Source organism: Chryseobacterium sp. (genome assembly GCF_022869225.1).
Lineage (GTDB): Bacteria > Bacteroidota > Bacteroidia > Flavobacteriales > Weeksellaceae > Chryseobacterium.
Genome location: NZ_JALIHL010000001.1, coordinates 223,598 through 241,726, shown reverse-complemented (window position 1 = coordinate 241,726; position 18,129 = coordinate 223,598). Strand labels below are relative to the sequence as shown.

Annotated in this window: 12 protein-coding genes, 1 pseudogene and 1 CRISPR repeat array; of the genes and pseudogenes, 9 read left to right on the top strand and 4 right to left on the bottom strand. The window is 36.4% G+C overall.

Annotated features, from left to right (window positions below; genetic code table 11):
- The first annotated feature begins 68 nt into the window (after nucleotides 1-68).
- From MUW56_RS01185 to MUW56_RS01170, 4 genes are all read left to right on the top strand, one after another.
- Nucleotides 69-1,484, top strand: coding sequence for a PLP-dependent aminotransferase family protein (locus tag MUW56_RS01185; protein ID WP_292011458.1), 1,416 nt, complete (start codon nucleotides 69-71; stop codon nucleotides 1,482-1,484).
- A gap of 234 nt (nucleotides 1,485-1,718) precedes the next feature.
- Entirely contained in the window at nucleotides 1,719-1,895 is a 177-nt protein-coding gene (locus MUW56_RS01180) for a histone H1 (RefSeq protein WP_027373301.1), read from the top strand.
- Between the two features lie 247 nt (nucleotides 1,896-2,142).
- Entirely contained in the window at nucleotides 2,143-3,312 is a 1,170-nt protein-coding gene (locus MUW56_RS01175) for a carboxypeptidase-like regulatory domain-containing protein (RefSeq protein WP_292011457.1), read from the top strand.
- 131 nt (nucleotides 3,313-3,443) lie between these two features.
- The gene (locus MUW56_RS01170) at nucleotides 3,444-5,015 is read left to right on the top strand and encodes a M20/M25/M40 family metallo-hydrolase (RefSeq protein WP_292011456.1); all 1,572 of its coding nucleotides are present in this window, start codon (nucleotides 3,444-3,446) and stop codon (nucleotides 5,013-5,015) included.
- A 70-nt stretch (nucleotides 5,016-5,085) separates the two neighbouring features.
- Here the strand turns inward: MUW56_RS01170 and MUW56_RS01165 are convergent, their stop codons facing one another.
- From MUW56_RS01165 to MUW56_RS01155, 3 genes are read right to left on the bottom strand one after another with little or no spacing between them, the layout of a single operon-like run.
- Nucleotides 5,086-5,652, bottom strand: coding sequence for an RDD family protein (locus MUW56_RS01165; protein ID WP_292011455.1), 567 nt, complete (start codon nucleotides 5,650-5,652; stop codon nucleotides 5,086-5,088).
- A 1-nt stretch (nucleotide 5,653) separates the two neighbouring features.
- A complete protein-coding gene (locus MUW56_RS01160) occupies nucleotides 5,654-6,304 on the bottom strand; it encodes an HAD family hydrolase (RefSeq protein ID WP_292011454.1) in 651 nt (216 codons plus the stop codon).
- Between the two features lie 47 nt (nucleotides 6,305-6,351).
- Entirely contained in the window at nucleotides 6,352-8,475 is a 2,124-nt protein-coding gene (locus tag MUW56_RS01155; RefSeq protein WP_292011453.1) for a Tex family protein, read from the bottom strand.
- 280 nt (nucleotides 8,476-8,755) lie between these two features.
- On the opposite strand from MUW56_RS01155, the pseudogene cas9 reads away from it, so the two are divergent.
- From cas9 to MUW56_RS01130, 5 genes and pseudogenes are all read left to right on the top strand, one after another.
- Nucleotides 8,756-12,963: pseudogene (cas9, locus tag MUW56_RS01150) on the top strand (type II CRISPR RNA-guided endonuclease Cas9).
- Nucleotides 12,964-12,972: 9 nt separating this feature from the next.
- Complete coding sequence (gene cas1 / locus MUW56_RS01145) at nucleotides 12,973-13,866, top strand: type II CRISPR-associated endonuclease Cas1 (RefSeq protein WP_292011452.1); 894 nt, start codon at nucleotides 12,973-12,975, stop codon at nucleotides 13,864-13,866.
- Entirely contained in the window at nucleotides 13,863-14,201 is a 339-nt protein-coding gene (gene cas2 / locus MUW56_RS01140; protein WP_292011451.1) for a CRISPR-associated endonuclease Cas2, read from the top strand. The genes cas1 and cas2 overlap by 4 nt, the downstream gene beginning before the upstream one ends.
- Nucleotides 14,202-14,258: 57 nt before the next feature.
- Nucleotides 14,259-16,406: a CRISPR direct-repeat array (repeat unit 47 nt; unit sequence GCTGTGATTAATCACTAAGATAGTAAATTTTGAAAGCATTTCACAAC).
- A 281-nt stretch (nucleotides 16,407-16,687) separates the two neighbouring features.
- Nucleotides 16,688-16,966: a hypothetical protein gene (locus MUW56_RS01135; protein WP_292011450.1), complete on the top strand. Its 279-nt coding sequence runs from the start codon at nucleotides 16,688-16,690 to the stop codon at nucleotides 16,964-16,966.
- 6 nt (nucleotides 16,967-16,972) lie between these two features.
- Entirely contained in the window at nucleotides 16,973-17,743 is a 771-nt protein-coding gene (locus MUW56_RS01130) for a GLPGLI family protein (protein WP_292011449.1), read from the top strand.
- A gap of 19 nt (nucleotides 17,744-17,762) precedes the next feature.
- Here the strand turns inward: MUW56_RS01130 and MUW56_RS01125 are convergent, their stop codons facing one another.
- Nucleotides 17,763-18,065, bottom strand: coding sequence for a hypothetical protein (locus MUW56_RS01125; RefSeq protein ID WP_292011448.1), 303 nt, complete (start codon nucleotides 18,063-18,065; stop codon nucleotides 17,763-17,765).
- Nucleotides 18,066-18,129: the final 64 nt, after the last annotated feature.

The following is an 18,129-nucleotide window of genomic DNA, read 5'->3' as shown; positions in this document are numbered from 1 at the left end:
TGTTAAAATACAATCGGTACAGATGTAGATTTTGTAAATTTGTCCGGTACAGTTTTTTATTAGCCTTTATGAAGCCTTACAAATACGAAATTTTTACAGCAGTTATCGAAAGACAGATTTGTGATGGAATTTTACAGAGCCAAGATCGATTGCCGTCTGTGCGGGAGATTAAAAAAAGATACGGACTGAGTATAAGTTCCGTCCAAAGCGGTTTTGAGTATCTTATGATTAAGGGATTGATTGAAAGCAGTCCGCGTTCAGGATATTTTGTAGCAGATATACAGGATGAAAATGTTCCGAAGAGAACAACAAACCTTCCTCCGGTGGCCAGGGATGAAACATTCATGAAAAATATGATGCTGACGTCCAAAAGAACCTCAGAGTCCAGTTCATTTAATACGGCGGTGCCTGGAGACCTGCTGGTTCCACAGAAGCTGATACTCAGGACTATGCAGGAAGTGATCCGTGAAAAGGGAGCCTCACTGCTCCGGTATTATCCTTCAAACGGGCTTGAGGCACTGAGAAAACTTATTGCCAGGCAGATGAACAGGTATGGCGCCGCATTTAATCCTGATGAACTGCTCATTACGGATGGCGCTTTGCAGGCATTAACCATAGCATTAAAGTCTGTAACGGAACCGGGAGATGTCGTAGCCGTGGACAGCCCCTGTGTATTTTCCGTGCTGGAGGTGATTGTAAATCTGGGGCTTAAGGTCATTGAAATTCCGGTCCATTACCGGAATGGTTTTGATACGGAATATTTCAGAAAGGTTTGTGCAGAAAATGATATCCGTGCATTGGCAGTTACTCCTGATTTTCATAACCCGACAGGGATCATGATGGATGATAAGGCCAAGATAGAATTGCTGGAAGTTGCCGTAGCTTATCAAATACCTGTTATTGAGAACGATATGTATAGTGATCTTTATTTCGGAGAAAAAAGGCCGCCCTGTATACAAAGTTTTGATGAAACCGGATTGGTAATGACCTATTCTTCATTTTCAAAAACACTGGCACCCGGAATTCGTCTGGGATGGCTGAATGCCGGACGTTTTTATTCACAGGCGGAAAGGAGCCGGTTCATACTTGGAAGATCCGTCTCACCGGTCTATCAGGAACTGGTGCTGAAGATTTTACAGGGGAACAGCTATGAAAGGCATCTGCGTTTGTTCCGTAAAAGATTGAGCCGGCAGGCATCCCAATTGCTGGACGTTTTAAGAAAGAGCTTTCCCGAAGGTTCTTATTTTCACCGGCCTCAGGGAGGATACAGCATCTGGGGACAGCTTCCCAAAGAAGTGGACATGAAGAAGTTCTATCAGTACTGTGAAGAAAGCAACACTTTATTTACTCCCGGAAATACCTTCTCTTTCACGGAAGAATACAGCCATCATTTCCGCATTATATTTGCAGACCGGATTACTCAGGAAAGTCTTATTGTTTTAGAAAATGCAGGGAAAAAGGCATACGAGCTTCTTCACCGGTAATGATTATTTATTTTTTTTTAAATGTAAATTAATTCTTATAAGAGGTTGCCTGTTTTGTAATAAGAGTTATCGGTAATGAAGCTGTTTAAGGCTCTTTTTTACTGTTCTGTTCCCCGAAAATGGCCGTTATGGACAAAAAAAAGCAAATTTTGATCATTTACCTTAAACTTTTTTCGCTGCAGTTAGGCTGGAATCACCATAAAACCTATATTTGCAGCCTAAATTTTTAAATCAATGAAAGAACTAATTGAAAAAATCAACGCGGAATTTGAAGCGTTCACAACTGAGGCAAACCAACAAGCGGAAAAAGGGAACAAAGCAGCAGGTACAAGAGCTCGTAAATCAGCTCTGGAACTAAGCAAATTGTTCAAAGAATTCAGAAAAGTTTCTGTTGAAGAAGCTAAAAAATAATTCACCTTTAGCCGGCTTTCGAAGCCGGTTTTTTTATGCTTGTCATTTGAATTTCAAATGATACCCTATGATTCCACTTTTCCAATGGCTTTTTTCTATGAATTCGGTGTTGCACCTATTCAGCCTTACCCGTAGGGAATTCAATTGTGTTTTAGCATCATTCTGAATTTTACGGATTAATTTTACACTAATCCGTGAAAAATGTTCATATAATTTGTATTTTCGGATGATTAATGCATAGATCATTATGAAGGCTTATTACTTTTTATTCCTTTTTTTCTTTGGATTTCTTTCTGCTCAGAAAATCAGAGTCGTAGATGCTGAAAATGGACATCCTATTCCCAATGCAAGAATTCTCCTGCAGGATCAGATTGTTTATACCAATGAAGATGGTTTTGCACCGTTAGATCAAAATGCCTCCAACTTTACTGTTTCGGCTTCCGGTTTTCAGAATAGGAAAGTTCAGCAGTTTTATTCTCCCATAGCATTGAAGCCGGCGTATAAAAATATAGATGAGGTAAAGCTGGCCAGTGTAGATATCAGAAAGCTTTTTGAGGATGTCAATAAAAATTATAAGAAAAGATATTATAATGAACCGTCGCTGTATAATGTTGTGTATAAAGAAAAAAGAAGCGATAATAATAAACTGTACTTTTTAGTGATTGCAGAAACCAAGTTATGGACCAAGAGCAATTATTATAATTACAAAGACGGGTTTCATAAAGACTATGATAAGATCCTTCAAATGCAGCTGAACAATGTGAAATACCTGAAAAATATAAAGTCAGACAGTATTTTTACTGCCGGTGCCAATGAATTTTCACATAAATATATAGGGAATTATTTCTTCAATTTTGAGCTGAACCGTGTCTTGTTTCACCTGAAAGATAAAGATTCAAAATACTCTGGATGGATGTTTTTTGAGGAAGGGGACGAACAGCTGGTTTCTTTTAAGATCAAATCCGGGAAAGGGATCGAAATGGAAGGAGAATTTAAATATAATAAAGCAGATAAAGTAATCACATATTTTGAAATCCATTATTTACAGGACCAGTATCCTATGGTGAAAAGAAAAACGCCTGAAGGTGAAGAGTATGATTATCAGCTTGGAAATGCGATTCTTATTTTTGATTTTTATAAAAATGAAGTCGGGTATGTTCCGGCATTGAGCAGGCTTGAAGGAAATAAATATGTTGCTTATTATAAAGGAGTAAAACATGAAAGAAAGATCAGCAGGGAACTGGTTTATAATACTTTTAAGAAATCTGATGAAAAGGGCCTCAGCCCTAAACTGGATTTCAGGAAAACCATTTGGGATAATATTCCGGTAAAAGAAAACAAAAACAGTACGTTCCTGCTTTCCGAAGAAGAACAGGCTTTTGTCAACCGGAAATTACCTGATTTCGGATCAAAATAACAGCAGGAACTGCAAATAATTTAATTTTTATAAGAAAAAGTCTTTAAATACGCATGTTTAAAGACTTTTTTGTTTTAATTCCTTTATCATTTCCTTAAATTCCTTTATCTTTAAACCAATCAATATATACTATGAAGATAAATAGATTTTTTGCAGTGCCGGCTGTTGTGCTGGCTGCCCAGTTTTCATGGGCCCAGGTAAAGGTAGATCCTAAAGAGAAACTTGACCCTATCGTAAAAAGTTTTGTAGATGAGGTAAACGGTAATTCCCAGCTTGAAAACATGGCGTATGAGCTGTTGGACGTGATAGGGCCACGTCTTGTAGGAACTCCTGAAATGCTTGCGGCGAATGAATGGAGTGCTGATAAACTCCGTTCATGGGGAGTGGATGCCAACCTCCAGCAGTTCGGAACATGGAAGGGATGGCAGAGAGGGATTACGCATGTGGATATGGTTTATCCGCGTGTGAAATCATTGTCGGCAACACAGTTGGCATGGAGCCCGGCTACGAAAAAAGCAGTGGAGGCGGAAGTGATTATTCTTCCCAAAGTATCTTCCAAAGCAGAATTTGACAAATGGCTTCCTTCAGCAAAAGGGAAAATAGTATTGATGGCGCAGTATCAGAAGATTGGACGTTCTGATGAGCAGATTAAAGAATTTGCAACGCCGGAGCTTTACGAAAAACTTAAAGCAGAAAAAGAACAGGCTACGAAAGACTTTACGGCTTATGTAAAGAATATCGGGTATAATAATAATACCCTTCCGGAAGCTTTAGAAAAGGCAGGAGCCTCAGGAATTGCCATCTCCAACTGGACCGGAATTATGGGAGCTAACAGAATCTTTGGTGCTAAAACATCAAAAATTCCCATGATCGATATTGAGGTGGAAGATTATGGAATGCTTTACAGAATGGCAGAAAAAGGAGCAAGGCCCAAAATTAAAATTAATGCTCAATCCAAAATACTTCCCGATGCCAAAAATTTCAATACGATCGGAATGATCAAAGGAAAAGAAAAACCGGATGAATATGTAATTCTTTCTGCTCACCTGGATTCCTGGGACGGGGCTCAGGGAGCTACAGATAACGGAACGGGAACGCTTACCATGCTTGAAGCCATGAGACTGCTGAAAAAATATTATCCCAATAATAAAAGAACCATTGTTATCGGACTATGGGGCAGTGAAGAACAGGGGCTAAATGGTTCCAGAGGTTTCGTAGCAGATAATCCCCAAATTATCAAAGGCGTACAGGCTGCTTTTAACCAGGATAACGGAACAGGGCGCGTGGTGAATATCAGTGGCCAGGGATTTGTAAAAGCTTACGATTATGTTGGAAGATGGCTTGACGGGGTTCCGAAATCGGTAAGAGGACATATTAAAACAGATTTCCCGGGAATGCCCGGAGGTGGAGGTTCAGACCATGCTTCATTTGTAGCGGCGGGAGTACCCGGAATTTCCCTGGGTTCTTTGAATTGGGGATACTTTGGCTATACTTGGCATACAACAAAAGATACTTATGATAAGATTGTTTTTGATGAGGTGAAAAACAATGTGGTTTTAACCGCAGCATTAGCTTACATGGCTTCTGAAGATCCTGAATTGAGCAGCAGAGAAAAAAGAGTGATGCCCAAGGATGAAAAAGGAGAAACGGTAAAATGGCCGGAAGCAAAAGAGCCCAAAAGAAGTTCTAAAGATTACCAATAGAAAAAGGAGAAGATAAGCTTATTGAAATAGGGAGTTTTTATCCCTAATAAATCCAATATAAAAGGCTGTCTTACCAGGCAGCCTTTATATTTTCCTGTGTAAGCAGTTCTTTTATCTCTTTTATTTTGCTTTCTTTAACGATATATGTTTTGCAGAGTCTATTGTTTATATGCATACTGAAATTCATTTGTGTAGTTTCTGCTTCCCAGGTACGGTTAGGCGGTGGAATATAATCTGTAAAGACCGGCCAGAAATTGGCCAGGTACAAAACATTTCTTTGCAGCGATTTTATAAATCCCGGATGATTTCCATGGTCATCAAGGATTGTAAGCTTAAAAACTTTCTTTCCCAGGGTTGTTCCAACATACCATTCACAGAACGACCCCAAAATAATAACACCGGGAACAGAAAGTAAAAGGCATATAAAAACAGGCTGATGAAAAAGGATGAAGAAGACCAGAAAAAAAGGAATCATGTCAATAATCTTGGCAAACAGCCTTTCTGTCTCATTGCTTTTATGAACGGGGTTATAAGGAATTTCATATTCGAATTCATTATAGATCCTTTTTCCTGACTCATCAAAGTACCGGGTAGGCCTGTGAATAATTTTCTTTTCTTTAAGTTCGGAGATCTTCATATTATTTTATAAGTCCGGAAAGACCGGTCCCCAGGTCTGAAAATTTTACAATAGAAGGTTCATAGGATGGGTCGGTGAGTTTTCCGAAGCCATATCTGCAGAAAATAAAGGGCAGCCCATTAGAACCGGCGGCATCGTAATCCGTTTGGGTATCGCCAATGTATACAGAGTCTTTAACGGATACCTGATTTCTCTCCATAAGGAGTTGTATGTTATCTGATTTTGGTTTCCGGGTTCTGCCGTGAGATTCAAAATCCGTAAACAGATTGCTGAACTGATAGTATTCTAAAAAAGCCTCAATATATCCGTCCTGACAGTTGCTTACAATAAAAAGATGATGGGTATTGGTAAGGCTTTTCAATGTGTTTTCAACACCTTCATACAAAATCCCGCCCTGTATACGCAGCACCTCATTTTCCTGAGCTACAATTTCAGAAAGGATTTCCTGAACCTGCAGATCTGAAATTCCGGGAACAATATCTTTAACGATATCATTGGCCAGTAATCCCATGTACGGATCCATATCTTCAGGTTTCAGATCTTTTTTTATCAGCTGGTGTTTGTTTAAAACCTCATTCCATATTTTAATGATCGTCGCTCTTGGGTCCCATAAAGTACCGTCAAGATCGAAAATTAAGTTCTTCGTACTCAAAACGTAGTATTTTTATTGTTTATATTTTAATCCTTACTCATAAAAAATTAGAGGATCATGCTCAGCTGCACTCTTTTTCTTGCCTCATCCACTTCCGTTACTTTTACCCTGACATGCTGGTGGAGTTTTACCACGTCATTCACATCGGAAACAAATCCGTCTTTCAGCTGGGAAATATGCACCAGTCCGCTTTCTTTAATACCCAGGTCTACAAAACATCCAAAAGCTGTAATATTGTTGACAATTCCCGGAAGGATCATTCCTGCTTTTAAATCTTTAATGCTTTTCACATTAGGATCAAATTCAAACACTTTAGCCACCTTTCTCGGATCTAATCCCGGTTTTTCAAGTTCTTTTAAAATATCTTTAATCCCGAAGATTCCGATATCCTCTGTAATATAATTTTCAGGTTGTACCGATGCTATTTTTTCTTTATTGGCGATCAGTTCATTGGTTTTAATACCCAGATCTTTAGCCATTTTTTCTACAATTCCATAGGCTTCAGGGTGTACGGCAGAATTATCCAAAGGATTTTCAGCATTTGAGATTCTCACAAAAGCAGCAGCCTGCTGGAAAGCTTTTTCTCCCAGTCTCGGCACTTTCTTCAGCTGTTTCCTGTTTTCAAAGGCTCCGTTCTCCGTGCGGTAGCTGACAATATTTTCTGCCATTTTCTCACCGATTCCCGAAACATAGCTCAGGAGAGATTTACTGGCGGTATTGAGATTAATCCCCACGGAGTTCACACATTTCATCACTGTAGAGTCCAGTTCGTTTTTCAGCTGGGTCTGGTCTACATCATGCTGATATTGCCCTACGCCAATAGATTTGGGATCTATTTTTACCAGTTCAGCTAACGGGTCAGAAAGCCTTCTTCCGATAGAAACAGCACCACGCACCGTCACATCATAGCTTGGGAATTCGTCTCTTGCAATTTTACTTGCTGAATAGACCGAGGCTCCCGCTTCCGAAACCACAAAAACCTGCAGTGGCTTATCAAAAGCGATCTTTTTAATGAAAAATTCCGTTTCACGGCTTGCCGTTCCGTTTCCGATAGAGATCGCCTCAATATGGTAGGCATTCACCATGGAGCGGATTTTTTTCATCGCCATTCCGCTTTCATTCTGTGGCGCATGAGGGTAAAGGGTTTCGTTATGAAGAAGATCTCCTTTTTCATCCAGGCAGACTACTTTACAGCCGCTTCGGTACCCTGGGTCTATAGCTAAGATTCTTTTCTCACCCAATGGCGGAGCCAAAAGCAGCTGGCTTAAGTTTTCAGAGAAGATCTCAATCGCTTTTTTATCTGCTTTTTCTTTGGCTTCCTGTAATGCTTCGTTGGAAATAGCCGGCTCAAGAAGCCTTTTGTAGCTGTCTTTTATTGCCAGGGCAATCTGATCTGAACTTTCATTGCCGGACTTGATAATTGCTTTTTCAATGAAATCAATCGCTTCCTCTTTGTCGATTCCCACATTGGTTTTCACAAAGCCTTCCGCTTCCGCTCTCAACATAGCTAAAAGCCTGTGGGAAGGAGTTCTGCTGAGGTTTTCTTCCCATTCAAAATACTGGGAGAACTTCTGGGCATCTTCCTCTTCTTTTTTAGCCTTTACCACCTTGGAGGTAACAACAGCCTTACGCTGAAATAATCTTCGCAGGTTTTTACGCACGTACATATTTTCATTGATCCATTCTGCCATAATATCTCTGGCACCCTGAAGGGCTTCTTCTTCAGAGGAAACTTCATTATTTACATAGTGGGAAGCAAGGAAGTGTACATCATTATTTTTCTGACTCATAATGATTTTGGCTAAAGGTTCCAGTCCTTTTTCTTTGGCAGCATCCGCTTTAGTCTTCTTACGCTTTTTAAAAGGCAGATATAGGTCTTCCAGTTCCTGGAGATCATAGCTTTCTTCTATTCTCTGGTGAAGTTCGGGCGTTAAAGCATTCTGCTCCTCTATAGATTTTAAAATACTTTCTTTTCTCTTTTTGATCTCTTCAAACTGTTTGCTAATCTTTGCGATCTGTTCAATCTGGGTTTCATCCAGGTTTCCGGTCTTATCTTTTCGGTAACGGGCAATAAAAGGGATCGTGCAGTCTTCTGCTAAAAGTTGAAGGGTATTGGTAATGCTCTTTTCAGAAATATCGAGCTGTTTCTGTATAAATTCTACGGTCGTCATTGTTCTGTTTTCGGAAAGCTAAAATAGGGTTTTGGAATGAGAAAAGGCTGAATGTTTTGCCTAAAATTCTGAATTAAAAAAGGGTGGATAATAAAAATCCCCCGTATTGTAAGACGAGGGGGCTTAAATGTTTTCACAACGGAATAATCCTTATTGTGAAATGCTTTCAAAATTTATAAGTCAAAGATATAAAAACTGATAATAAAATACAATACGGAAAACCGTAAATAACATTCTTTATTTCTTCTTATATTTATAAATACTAATGACAAATACTATGGTGAAAAAAATTTTGGGGCTGGATTTGGGTGTTTCTTCTATAGGTTGGGCTTTTGTAGAGGAAGATTTGGAGAATCCTAAAAATAACAGGATCATAAAACTGGGAGTAAGAGTTAATCCTTTAACGGTAGATGAGCAAACTAATTTTGAAAAAGGAAAACCTATTACGACCAATGCAGCAAGAACGTTAGCAAGAAGTACGCGCAGAAATCTTCAGCGTTTTAAGCTTAGACGGAAAAATTTATCAGAAATACTGATCCGTAATAAGATTATACGGAGTGATGCGGTTTTAGCCGAAACTGGCAAAAATTCTACTTTTCAAACACAATATCTGCGGGCAAAAGCAGCTCAAGAAAGAGTCGAACTTGATGAGCTGGCAAGAGTTCTTTTTTTAATTAACAAGAAAAGAGGATATAGAAGCAGCAGAAAAGTTCAGAATGATGACGAAGGAAAAGCAATTGACGGAATGTCAGTAGCGAAGGAACTATATGAAAAAAATTATACCCCGGGACAATATGTTTATGATTTACTGAAGAAAGGCAGTAGACAGATTCCTGATTTTTACAGATCAGATCTTCAGAATGAGTTTGACCGGGTTTGGGAAGTGCAAAAAGAATTGTATGCTGATATTTTAACAGATGAGTTTAAAAAAGAACTTGAGGGGAAGGGACAGAGGGCAACTTCTGCTATTTTCTTAAAACACCATAAAATTTATACAGCTGATAATAAAGGAACGAAAGAAGAAAAAAGACTTAAAGCTTATCAATGGAGGGCTGAAGCTGTTTCTCAACCACTGGATATTAAGGAAGTTGCTTATGTGATTACGGAGATCAATAATAATCTTAATAATTCAAGCGGATATCTTGGAGCCCTCAGTGATAGAAGTAAAAAGTTATACTTTAATGGACAGACGATAGGAGAGTATCTTTATGCAGAACTTTCCGGGAATCCACATACCCGTTTAAAAAATCAGGTATTTTACCGACAGGACTACTGGGATGAGTTTGAAAAGATATGGGAAATACAGGCGAAATTTTATCCTCAATTAACCAAGGAGCTTAAAGAAGAAGTTCGTGATTCTATTATTTTCTACCAAAGAAAATTGAAATCACAAAAAGGATTGATAAGTCTCTGTGAATTTGAAAGCAGGGAAATCGAGATTGAAAAAAACGGGAAAAAGAAAAGAAAGACTGTTGGATTAAAAGTGGCGCCTAAATCATCCCCTTTATTTCAGGAATTTAAAATCTGGCAGATTCTTAATAATATAGAAATAAGAAATGATGAGGAACATCGATTTTTGGATTTGGAAGAGAAAGAATTATTGTTCAGTGAATTGAACTGTAAAGGAAATCTTACATCGCAGAAATGTCTCGAGCTTTTAGGCTTTAAATCAAAAGAGACTAAAATTAACTTTAAAGTTATCGAAGGAAATAGAACCAATGAGAAATTATATGAGGTTTTTCTGAAGATTCTCGAGCTTGAGGGCTATAATATTTTTGAATTGCTGAAAATAAAAGAAGATAAGGATGAAGCTAAATTGTCTGAACTGAAGGTTTCGGCGTTAGAAATTAAGGAGATGATAAAGACCGTTTTTAATGCAAATCATATTGAGACGTCTATTCTTAATTTTGATGCAGAGCTTGAGGGAAAAGATTTTGAAAACCAGACTTCTTATCAGCTATGGCATCTTTTGTATTCTTACGAAGGAGATGATTCACCTTCGGGTAATGAAAAGCTTTATGATCTGTTGGAGAAAAAGTTTGGCTTTAAGAAAGAGCATTCCAAGATTGTATCGACGATTACTTTTCCACAGGAATACGGTAGCCTCAGTACTAAAGCGATGAGAAGAATTTATCCTTATAGTAAAGAAAACAAATACAGTGATGCCTGTGCTCTTGCCGGATATAATCATTCTAAACATTCTTTGACCATGGAAGAATTGGAAAACCGGATATTGAAGGATAAATTAGAAATTCTGCCTAAAAATTCCTTGAGAAACCCTGTTGTCGAAAAAATTCTTAACCAGATGATCAACCTTGTGAATGCAGGGATTTCAGAATATGGAAGACCTGATGAAATTAGAATAGAACTTGCCAGAGAACTGAAAAAAAATGCTCAAGAAAGGGAAGAAATGACCAGAAGTATAAACGAAGCTACCCTTCTTCATCAAAAATATGCAGTTATTCTAAGACAGGAATTTGGAGTTGTAAATCCATCCCGAAATGATATTATCCGTTATAAACTTTATATGGAGCTTGCCGCGAACGGTTTTAAGGATCTGTACACAAATACCAGGATTGAAAAAGAAAATCTTTTCACAGACAAATATGATATAGACCATATTATTCCACAGTCAAGATTTTTTGATGACAGTTTTTCTAATAAAGTTTTAGTTCCTAGGCAGGCTAATCTGGATAAAGGAAACTTGACCGCTTACGATTTTATGTCTAATAAAGGAAAAGAAAGAGAAGAGCATTTCCTAAATATTATTCAAGAATTATTGGATAAAGGGGGTATCTCCAAAGCTAAACATGAAAAGCTTAAGAAAAAAGGGACAGAAATAGGCGATGGTTTTATAGAACGAGATCTGAGAGATACTCAATATATAGCAAGAAAAGCTAAAGAAATTCTTTTGGAATAACCAATTCTATAGTTTCTACTTCAGGAAATATCACGGATAAACTTAGAGAAGATTGGGATCTTGTCAACACAATGAAAGAGCTTAACCTAAATAAATATAGAACGCTGGGGCTGACCGAATTTATTAAAAACTCAAAAGAGGAAGAAAAAGAGATTATATCAGGATGGACAAAACGTAATGACCACCGCCATCATGCGATGGATGCCTTAACAGTTGCCTATACTACGAGAAATCATATTCAGTATTTGAATTATCTCAACGCAAGAAAAGACGAGAAGCATAAAGAGCATAAAAATACGTATGCCATTGAAAATCTGATTACGGAAATTATTGAGAAAAAGAATGGTTCTAAAGTCAGACGATTTAAATCTCCAATAGATAAATTCCGGCAGGAAGCAAAGCAACATTTGAAAGAAATTTTGGTTTCACATAAAACCAAAAATAAGGTAGTTACTTCCAATATCAATAAGACAAAGAAAAAAGGAGGTTTTCAGAAAAAAACGGAACTTACCCCAAAGGGACAGCTACATAAGGAAACGATTTATGGGAGCCGAAAATTTTTGAAAACCAGGGATGAAAAAATATCTGCTAAATTTGATTATCAGACGATAATGATGGTCGTCAACCCTTTGTATAGAAATGCTTTATTGAAAAGACTTCAGGATAATGAAAATGATCCTAAAAAAGCTTTTTCCGGCAAGAATACAGTCAGTAAGAATCCTGTTTATCTGAATGATTCAAAAACTGAAATTCTTCCTGAAAAAGTAAGTCTTTCCTGGTATGAAACAGGATACACTATTAGAAAAGCAGTGACATCAGATAATTTTAAAGATTATAAGAATCTGGAGAAAGTGACAGATCTTGGAGTTAGAAAAATTTTAAAAGATCGTCTTGACAGGTTCAAAGGAAATGCAAAGGAAGCATTTTCGAATTTGGATAAGGATCCAATCTGGCTAAATGAGGAAAAAGGAATTTCTATAAAAACAGTAACAATTACAGGAGTGAGTAATGCCGAATCTCTGCACTTTAAAAAAGATCATCTAGGCAAGGAAATTCTGGATGAAAAAGAAAAGAAGATTCCTGTTGATTTTGTGAGCACCGGAAACAATCATCATCTGGCAATTTATCTGGATAAAAATGGGAATCTGGATGACAAAATGATTACATTTTATGAAGCTGTTGTAAGAGTAAATCAAGGCTTACCTGTAGTGGATAAAAATTATAATTTGGAACATGGATATCAGTTTTTAATGACTCTGAAGCAGAATGAAATGTTTGTTTTTCCGGATGAAAGTTTTAATCCTAATGAAATTGATTTATTAGATGAAAAGAATTTAGAGGAGATTTCACGTCATTTATTCAGAGTTCAGAAGATTTCTAAAGTGGGATATGGAAATTCTTTTGTCAGGGATTTTGTGTTCAGGCATCATTTGGAAACTACAGTAGAAGAACGGAAAGAACTTCGAAATACAACTTATATACAACTAAAAAGCCTTGAAGGATTAAGGAATATTGTAAAAGTAAGATTGAATCATTTAGGAAAAATTGTTCAGATTGGTGAATATTAACTTGCTGCTATGATCACCCGTTCTATTTACATTGGTAACCCTGCTTATCTTAAGCTTAAAGATGAGCAGATGAAAATTCTTTGTCCTGAAACGAAAGCAGAGAAAGGAAGTGTTCCTGTCGAAGATCTGGGATTGCTCATGCTGGATCATTTTCAGATTACGATTTCTCATCAGCTGATCCAGAAAATGATGGGCAACAATGTAGTAGTGATCAGCTGCGATGCACAACATTTACCCCACGGAATGATGCTTCCGATTTATGGTCATACAGAACATTCTGACCGTGTAAAGGATCAGCTGGAGGCAAGTGAGCCTTTAAAAAAGCAGCTTTGGAAGCAGACGGTGGAATGCAAAATTGAGAATCAGAAAAATCTGCTCATGCGTTTGGGAAACTATTTTGAACCTATGCTGGAGTATAAGAGCAATGTAAAAAGTGGTGATATTACCAACATGGAAGGTATTGCAGCCCAGCATTACTGGAAATATTTAATCAGTCTTGATTTTCTAAGAGAAAGGTTCGGAGATGCTCCCAATCAGTTTTTTAACTTTGGATATTCGGTTCTAAGAAGTATTGTCGCAAGATCCATTGTGGAAACAGGTTTACTTCCTGTACTGGGAATTTTTCATAAAAATAAATATAATCCCTACTGTCTGGCGGATGACCTGATGGAGCCTTACCGTCCATTCATCGACATGCTGGTAATGGACTGGCTGAAGAGAAATCCACAGACAGACGAATTGACAAAAGAATATAAAGCTCATATTTTGCAGATTGCAACGAAAGATGTGAGGATAGATGATAAAAGAAGGCCTTTGTTGGTCGCAGTAAAAACAACTGCAACTTCGCTATATAAATGCTATACAGGAGAAAAACGACTGATATCCTATCCTGAACTGATATGAATTCCGAAAGGTTTAACGCTTACAGAATTATGTGGGTCTTAGTATTATACGATCTTCCGACAGAAACAAAAGCAAACATGAGGGATGCCAGTCGTTTCCGCAAAGGTTTGATTGATGATGGTTTTACGCTGTTTCAATTTTCAATGTATGTCCGCCACTGTCCAAGCCGCGAAAATGCAGAGGTACATATCAAACGGGTTAAATGTATGCTGCCAAAAGCAGGAAAGGTAGCTATTATGTGCATTACGGATAAGCAGTTTGGAGATATTGAAATATTCTTTGCCAGAAATAAAGAAGAACCGCCACCTACATTCCAACAACTCGAATTATTCTAATTTTTGAATCCTGATACAATAACAAATCCACTGAATTTCAGTGGATTAAATTTTGAGGCTGTGATTAATCACTAAGATAGTAAATTTTGAAAGCATTTCACAACAAGCATTTATCACAAAGTGACGGGAGTAATGGCTGTGATTAATCACTAAGATAGTAAATTTTGAAAGCATTTCACAACTCTGCTCTTCTTTAAGTCAACAAGTAGTAAATTTTGAAAGCATTTCACAACTCAGCTGTGATTAATCACTAAGATAGTAAATTTTGAAAGCATTTCACAACATTTGCCCACTATCAGTACTTGATCGCTGTGATTAATCACTAAGATAGTAAATTTTGAAAGCATTTCACAACGCTTCATGGTTAATTTCTCTATCATGTCAGCTGTGATTAATCACTAAGATAGTAAATTTTGAAAGCATTTCACAACCAGACAATGATAACCAGTAATTTTTGCTGCTGTGATTAATCACTAAGATAGTAAATTTTGAAAGCATTTCACAACTAAGCACCTGTTCATAGGCAAACGCTAAAGGGTCGCTGTGATTAATCACTAAGATAGTAAATTTTGAAAGCATTTCACAACTTATAAAAGCGCAATCAATTCTTTAATTTGCGCTGTGATTAATCACTAAGATAGTAAATTTTGAAAGCATTTCACAACTTAGAATCTAATCGGCGCATATATCTAAAGGAGCTGTGATTAATCACTAAGATAGTAAATTTTGAAAGCATTTCACAACCACAGTAATTGTATGTGGAAGTTGAGCTGTGATTAATCACTAAGATAGTAAATTTTGAAAGCATTTCACAACTGAAACCACAAGATTATCACAAAAGTGGATAGCTGTGATTAATCACTAAGATAGTAAATTTTGAAAGCATTTCACAACATGACAGGAAAAGATGGTAAAATTATCAACCGCTGTGATTAATCACTAAGATAGTAAATTTTGAAAGCATTTCACAACCCACATAATAAAATCAAAGTAATTGATTTAGCTGTGATTAATCACTAAGATAGTAAATTTTGAAAGCATTTCACAACATTGCTATTGCCAACGATACAACGCCTAAGCTGTGATTAATCACTAAGATAGTAAATTTTGAAAGCATTTCACAACACGATACCGTGCAGCGAATGCAGAAAGGTGGCTGTGATTAATCACTAAGATAGTAAATTTTGAAAGCATTTCACAACCTCTCTTGTGTTCATCGAAGTTGATTAACAGCTGTGATTAATCACTAAGATAGTAAATTTTGAAAGCATTTCACAACTCATGTGGATGTGTAGATTCATGTAGTTGCGCTGTGATTAATCACTAAGATAGTAAATTTTGAAAGCATTTCACAACTTCCCACTAATACTGATTATCGTTACTTTTGCTGTGATTAATCACTAAGATAGTAAATTTTGAAAGCATTTCACAACACACTTATAATGATATTTTCTTTCAAAAGCTGTGATTAATCACTAAGATAGTAAATTTTGAAAGCATTTCACAACAAGCATTTGCTGATTTGGGAACCTTGTTTGGCTGTGATTAATCACTAAGATAGTAAATTTTGAAAGCATTTCACAACATCTTTCCATTCATCCAACTTAGTGTAATAGCTGTGATTAATCACTAAGATAGTAAATTTTGAAAGCATTTCACAACTTAGCAGGAGAATCTTCGAAAAGGCTTGAAATGCTGTGATTAATCACTAAGATAGTAAATTTTGAAAGCATTTCACAACTTAGCAGGAGAATCTGAAAAGGCTTGAAATGCTGTGATTAATCACTAAGATAGTAAATTTTGAAAGCATTTCACAACCAGCCATCATACCTTGCCATTGCTGTTTGAGCTGTGATTAATCACTAAGATAGTAAATTTTGAAAGCATTTCACAACTTGTAGCTTCCTGTTGTTCCAACCTTGCTTGCTGTGATTAATCACTAAGATAGTAAATTTTGAAAGCATTTCACAACTACGTCATCAACTTTGATGATCCCCGAAGAGCTGTGATTAATCACTAAGATAGTAAATTTTGAAAGCATTTCACAACAAGATTCTGGAATGGAATTAAGATAGGAGGGCTGTGATTAATCACTAAGATAGTAAATTTTGAAAGCATTTCACAACATTTAATTGTTTGAAATAAAAAACCGGGCGGGGCTGTGATTAATCACTAAGATAGTAAATTTTGAAAGCATTTCACAACTTATACCGTTAAATATCCGTCTGCTAACTCTGCTGTGATTAATCACTAAGATAGTAAATTTTGAAAGCATTCACAACAATAGTTTAAGCACCGTTGAAAAGCGTTTGAATAAAATAAAAGAATTTTATAAAGCTAAAACACTATTTCATTTGGCATTTATTCTATGTAATAATAAAGTTTTAGTAAATACCAATTCCCGTAAGTGTGATTAAAAATTAATTTATATAATTGTAAATAGATTGCAATCACAATTATATTATTAATTTAAAAATTAAACATTTATGAAAAAACTAATTTTATTAGCAGCTTTTGGAGTTGCTGGCCTTGTAAGCGCGAAATCCGCAGATTTTAAAATTTCCTCAATTAAAACTGAGAAGACAGAAATCAAGAAAGCTTTTGATCTTTGTGGCGTGAATGTTACATTTTATGACAGTGAAGGAAATGTAACTGGTTCTCAATGGTACGTTACCGACGCTCCTACGCTTTCATCTTGTCAGGCTTTTCAGGCTATGGTAAAGTGGAATCTTGTAAAAGCTGGATTTAGCCTTTCAACAAACTAAATTTATATGACTTTTAAAAAAAATTATTTTACGATATTTTTTGTAATGTTTTTTTTGCATGGACTTGCGCAGCAGGTCCATGTAAAATATTATCATGTAAGGTCTCCTATTGCGACCTTATATGAAGACCTATACATAAAAGATAATGATGTCATATCAATTCAGGATTCAATAGTTAACTTCAATAGCAATGGTACTATGTCTGCGGTAAAGCCAAATGGGAAGTCATTAAGTAAGAATTATTTTATTTCAAAGCTTCAAGACAATGGAGAATCAAAAGATTTTTTCTTTACTGGCCTTGACAGAGACACAAAATACTTTATCCACGATAATGTAGCTAAGCCGGTTTGGAAAATTGACGAGACGAAAACAAAAAAAATTCTCGGATATAACTGTATTAAGGCAACTGCAAACTTTAGAGGCTCAGAGGTCACGGCCTATTTTACAAAAGAATTACCTTATTCCGCCGGACCTTTTAAATTTTATGGACTCCCTGGTTTAATCTTAGATATCAGAGAAGAAAATAAAAATTTTAATATCTGGAAAGCTGATAAAGTGGAATTAAGTGTTGATCCAAATATTAATTTTACTCCAAAACTAAGCAGCTATCCAAAAATAACAATGAAAGAGTTTATTGAGTTGAAAGACGGAACTCAGAAAAATGAAATGAATGATTTGCTAAATAGAATGCCAGCCGGCACAAAAGTTCAAAATGATTCTAAAGGCAGGGCAGGCCTCGAAAAGAAATTTGAATTTGAGCAAATGTATGCTCATTAAAAAAGCACCTTTTTAAGTATTAGTTTAATATTATCTCTTTTAAATCTTTGTTTTTTCTATTTCTTCTACCTGTTGTATATATACCAGTGGTTTCATCTTTTGTGTGATTTGCCATCCTTTGTGCAGGTGATTCTACCTCTTTAAGTTTATTATCACTCATTTCATCAAGAATATCAAGGAATAAATGTTTGTGAGTATAGAAATCAGCTGTTACCTTCAAAATATTTCCGTCAGAATCTTTTATTTCTTCAGAATCCTTTACGTGCCTTTTCCAATGTCTTGATATTTGTTTTGGACTGATTGGTTTTTCTCCCGGAACCAAACCTTCAGAAAATAAGAAGTCTTCATCATCTTGACATTCAGATAATATTTCACGCCAAAATTGA

Bases quoted from the DNA above. Each gene is read 5' to 3' on its own strand.
- MUW56_RS01185 (WP_292011458.1), top strand. From the start codon at position 69: ATGAAGCCTTACAAATACGAAATTTTTACAGCAGTTATCGAAAGACAG.
- MUW56_RS01180 (WP_027373301.1), top strand. From the start codon at position 1,719: ATGAAAGAACTAATTGAAAAAATCAACGCGGAATTTGAAGCGTTCACA.
- MUW56_RS01175 (WP_292011457.1), top strand. From the start codon at position 2,143: ATGAAGGCTTATTACTTTTTATTCCTTTTTTTCTTTGGATTTCTTTCT.
- MUW56_RS01170 (WP_292011456.1), top strand. From the start codon at position 3,444: ATGAAGATAAATAGATTTTTTGCAGTGCCGGCTGTTGTGCTGGCTGCC.
- MUW56_RS01165 (WP_292011455.1), bottom strand. From the start codon at position 5,652: ATGAAGATCTCCGAACTTAAAGAAAAGAAAATTATTCACAGGCCTACC.
- MUW56_RS01155 (WP_292011453.1), bottom strand. From the start codon at position 8,475: ATGACGACCGTAGAATTTATACAGAAACAGCTCGATATTTCTGAAAAG.
- cas1 (WP_292011452.1), top strand. From the start codon at position 12,973: ATGATCACCCGTTCTATTTACATTGGTAACCCTGCTTATCTTAAGCTT.
- cas2 (WP_292011451.1), top strand. From the start codon at position 13,863: ATGAATTCCGAAAGGTTTAACGCTTACAGAATTATGTGGGTCTTAGTA.
- MUW56_RS01135 (WP_292011450.1), top strand. From the start codon at position 16,688: ATGAAAAAACTAATTTTATTAGCAGCTTTTGGAGTTGCTGGCCTTGTA.
- MUW56_RS01130 (WP_292011449.1), top strand. From the start codon at position 16,973: ATGACTTTTAAAAAAAATTATTTTACGATATTTTTTGTAATGTTTTTT.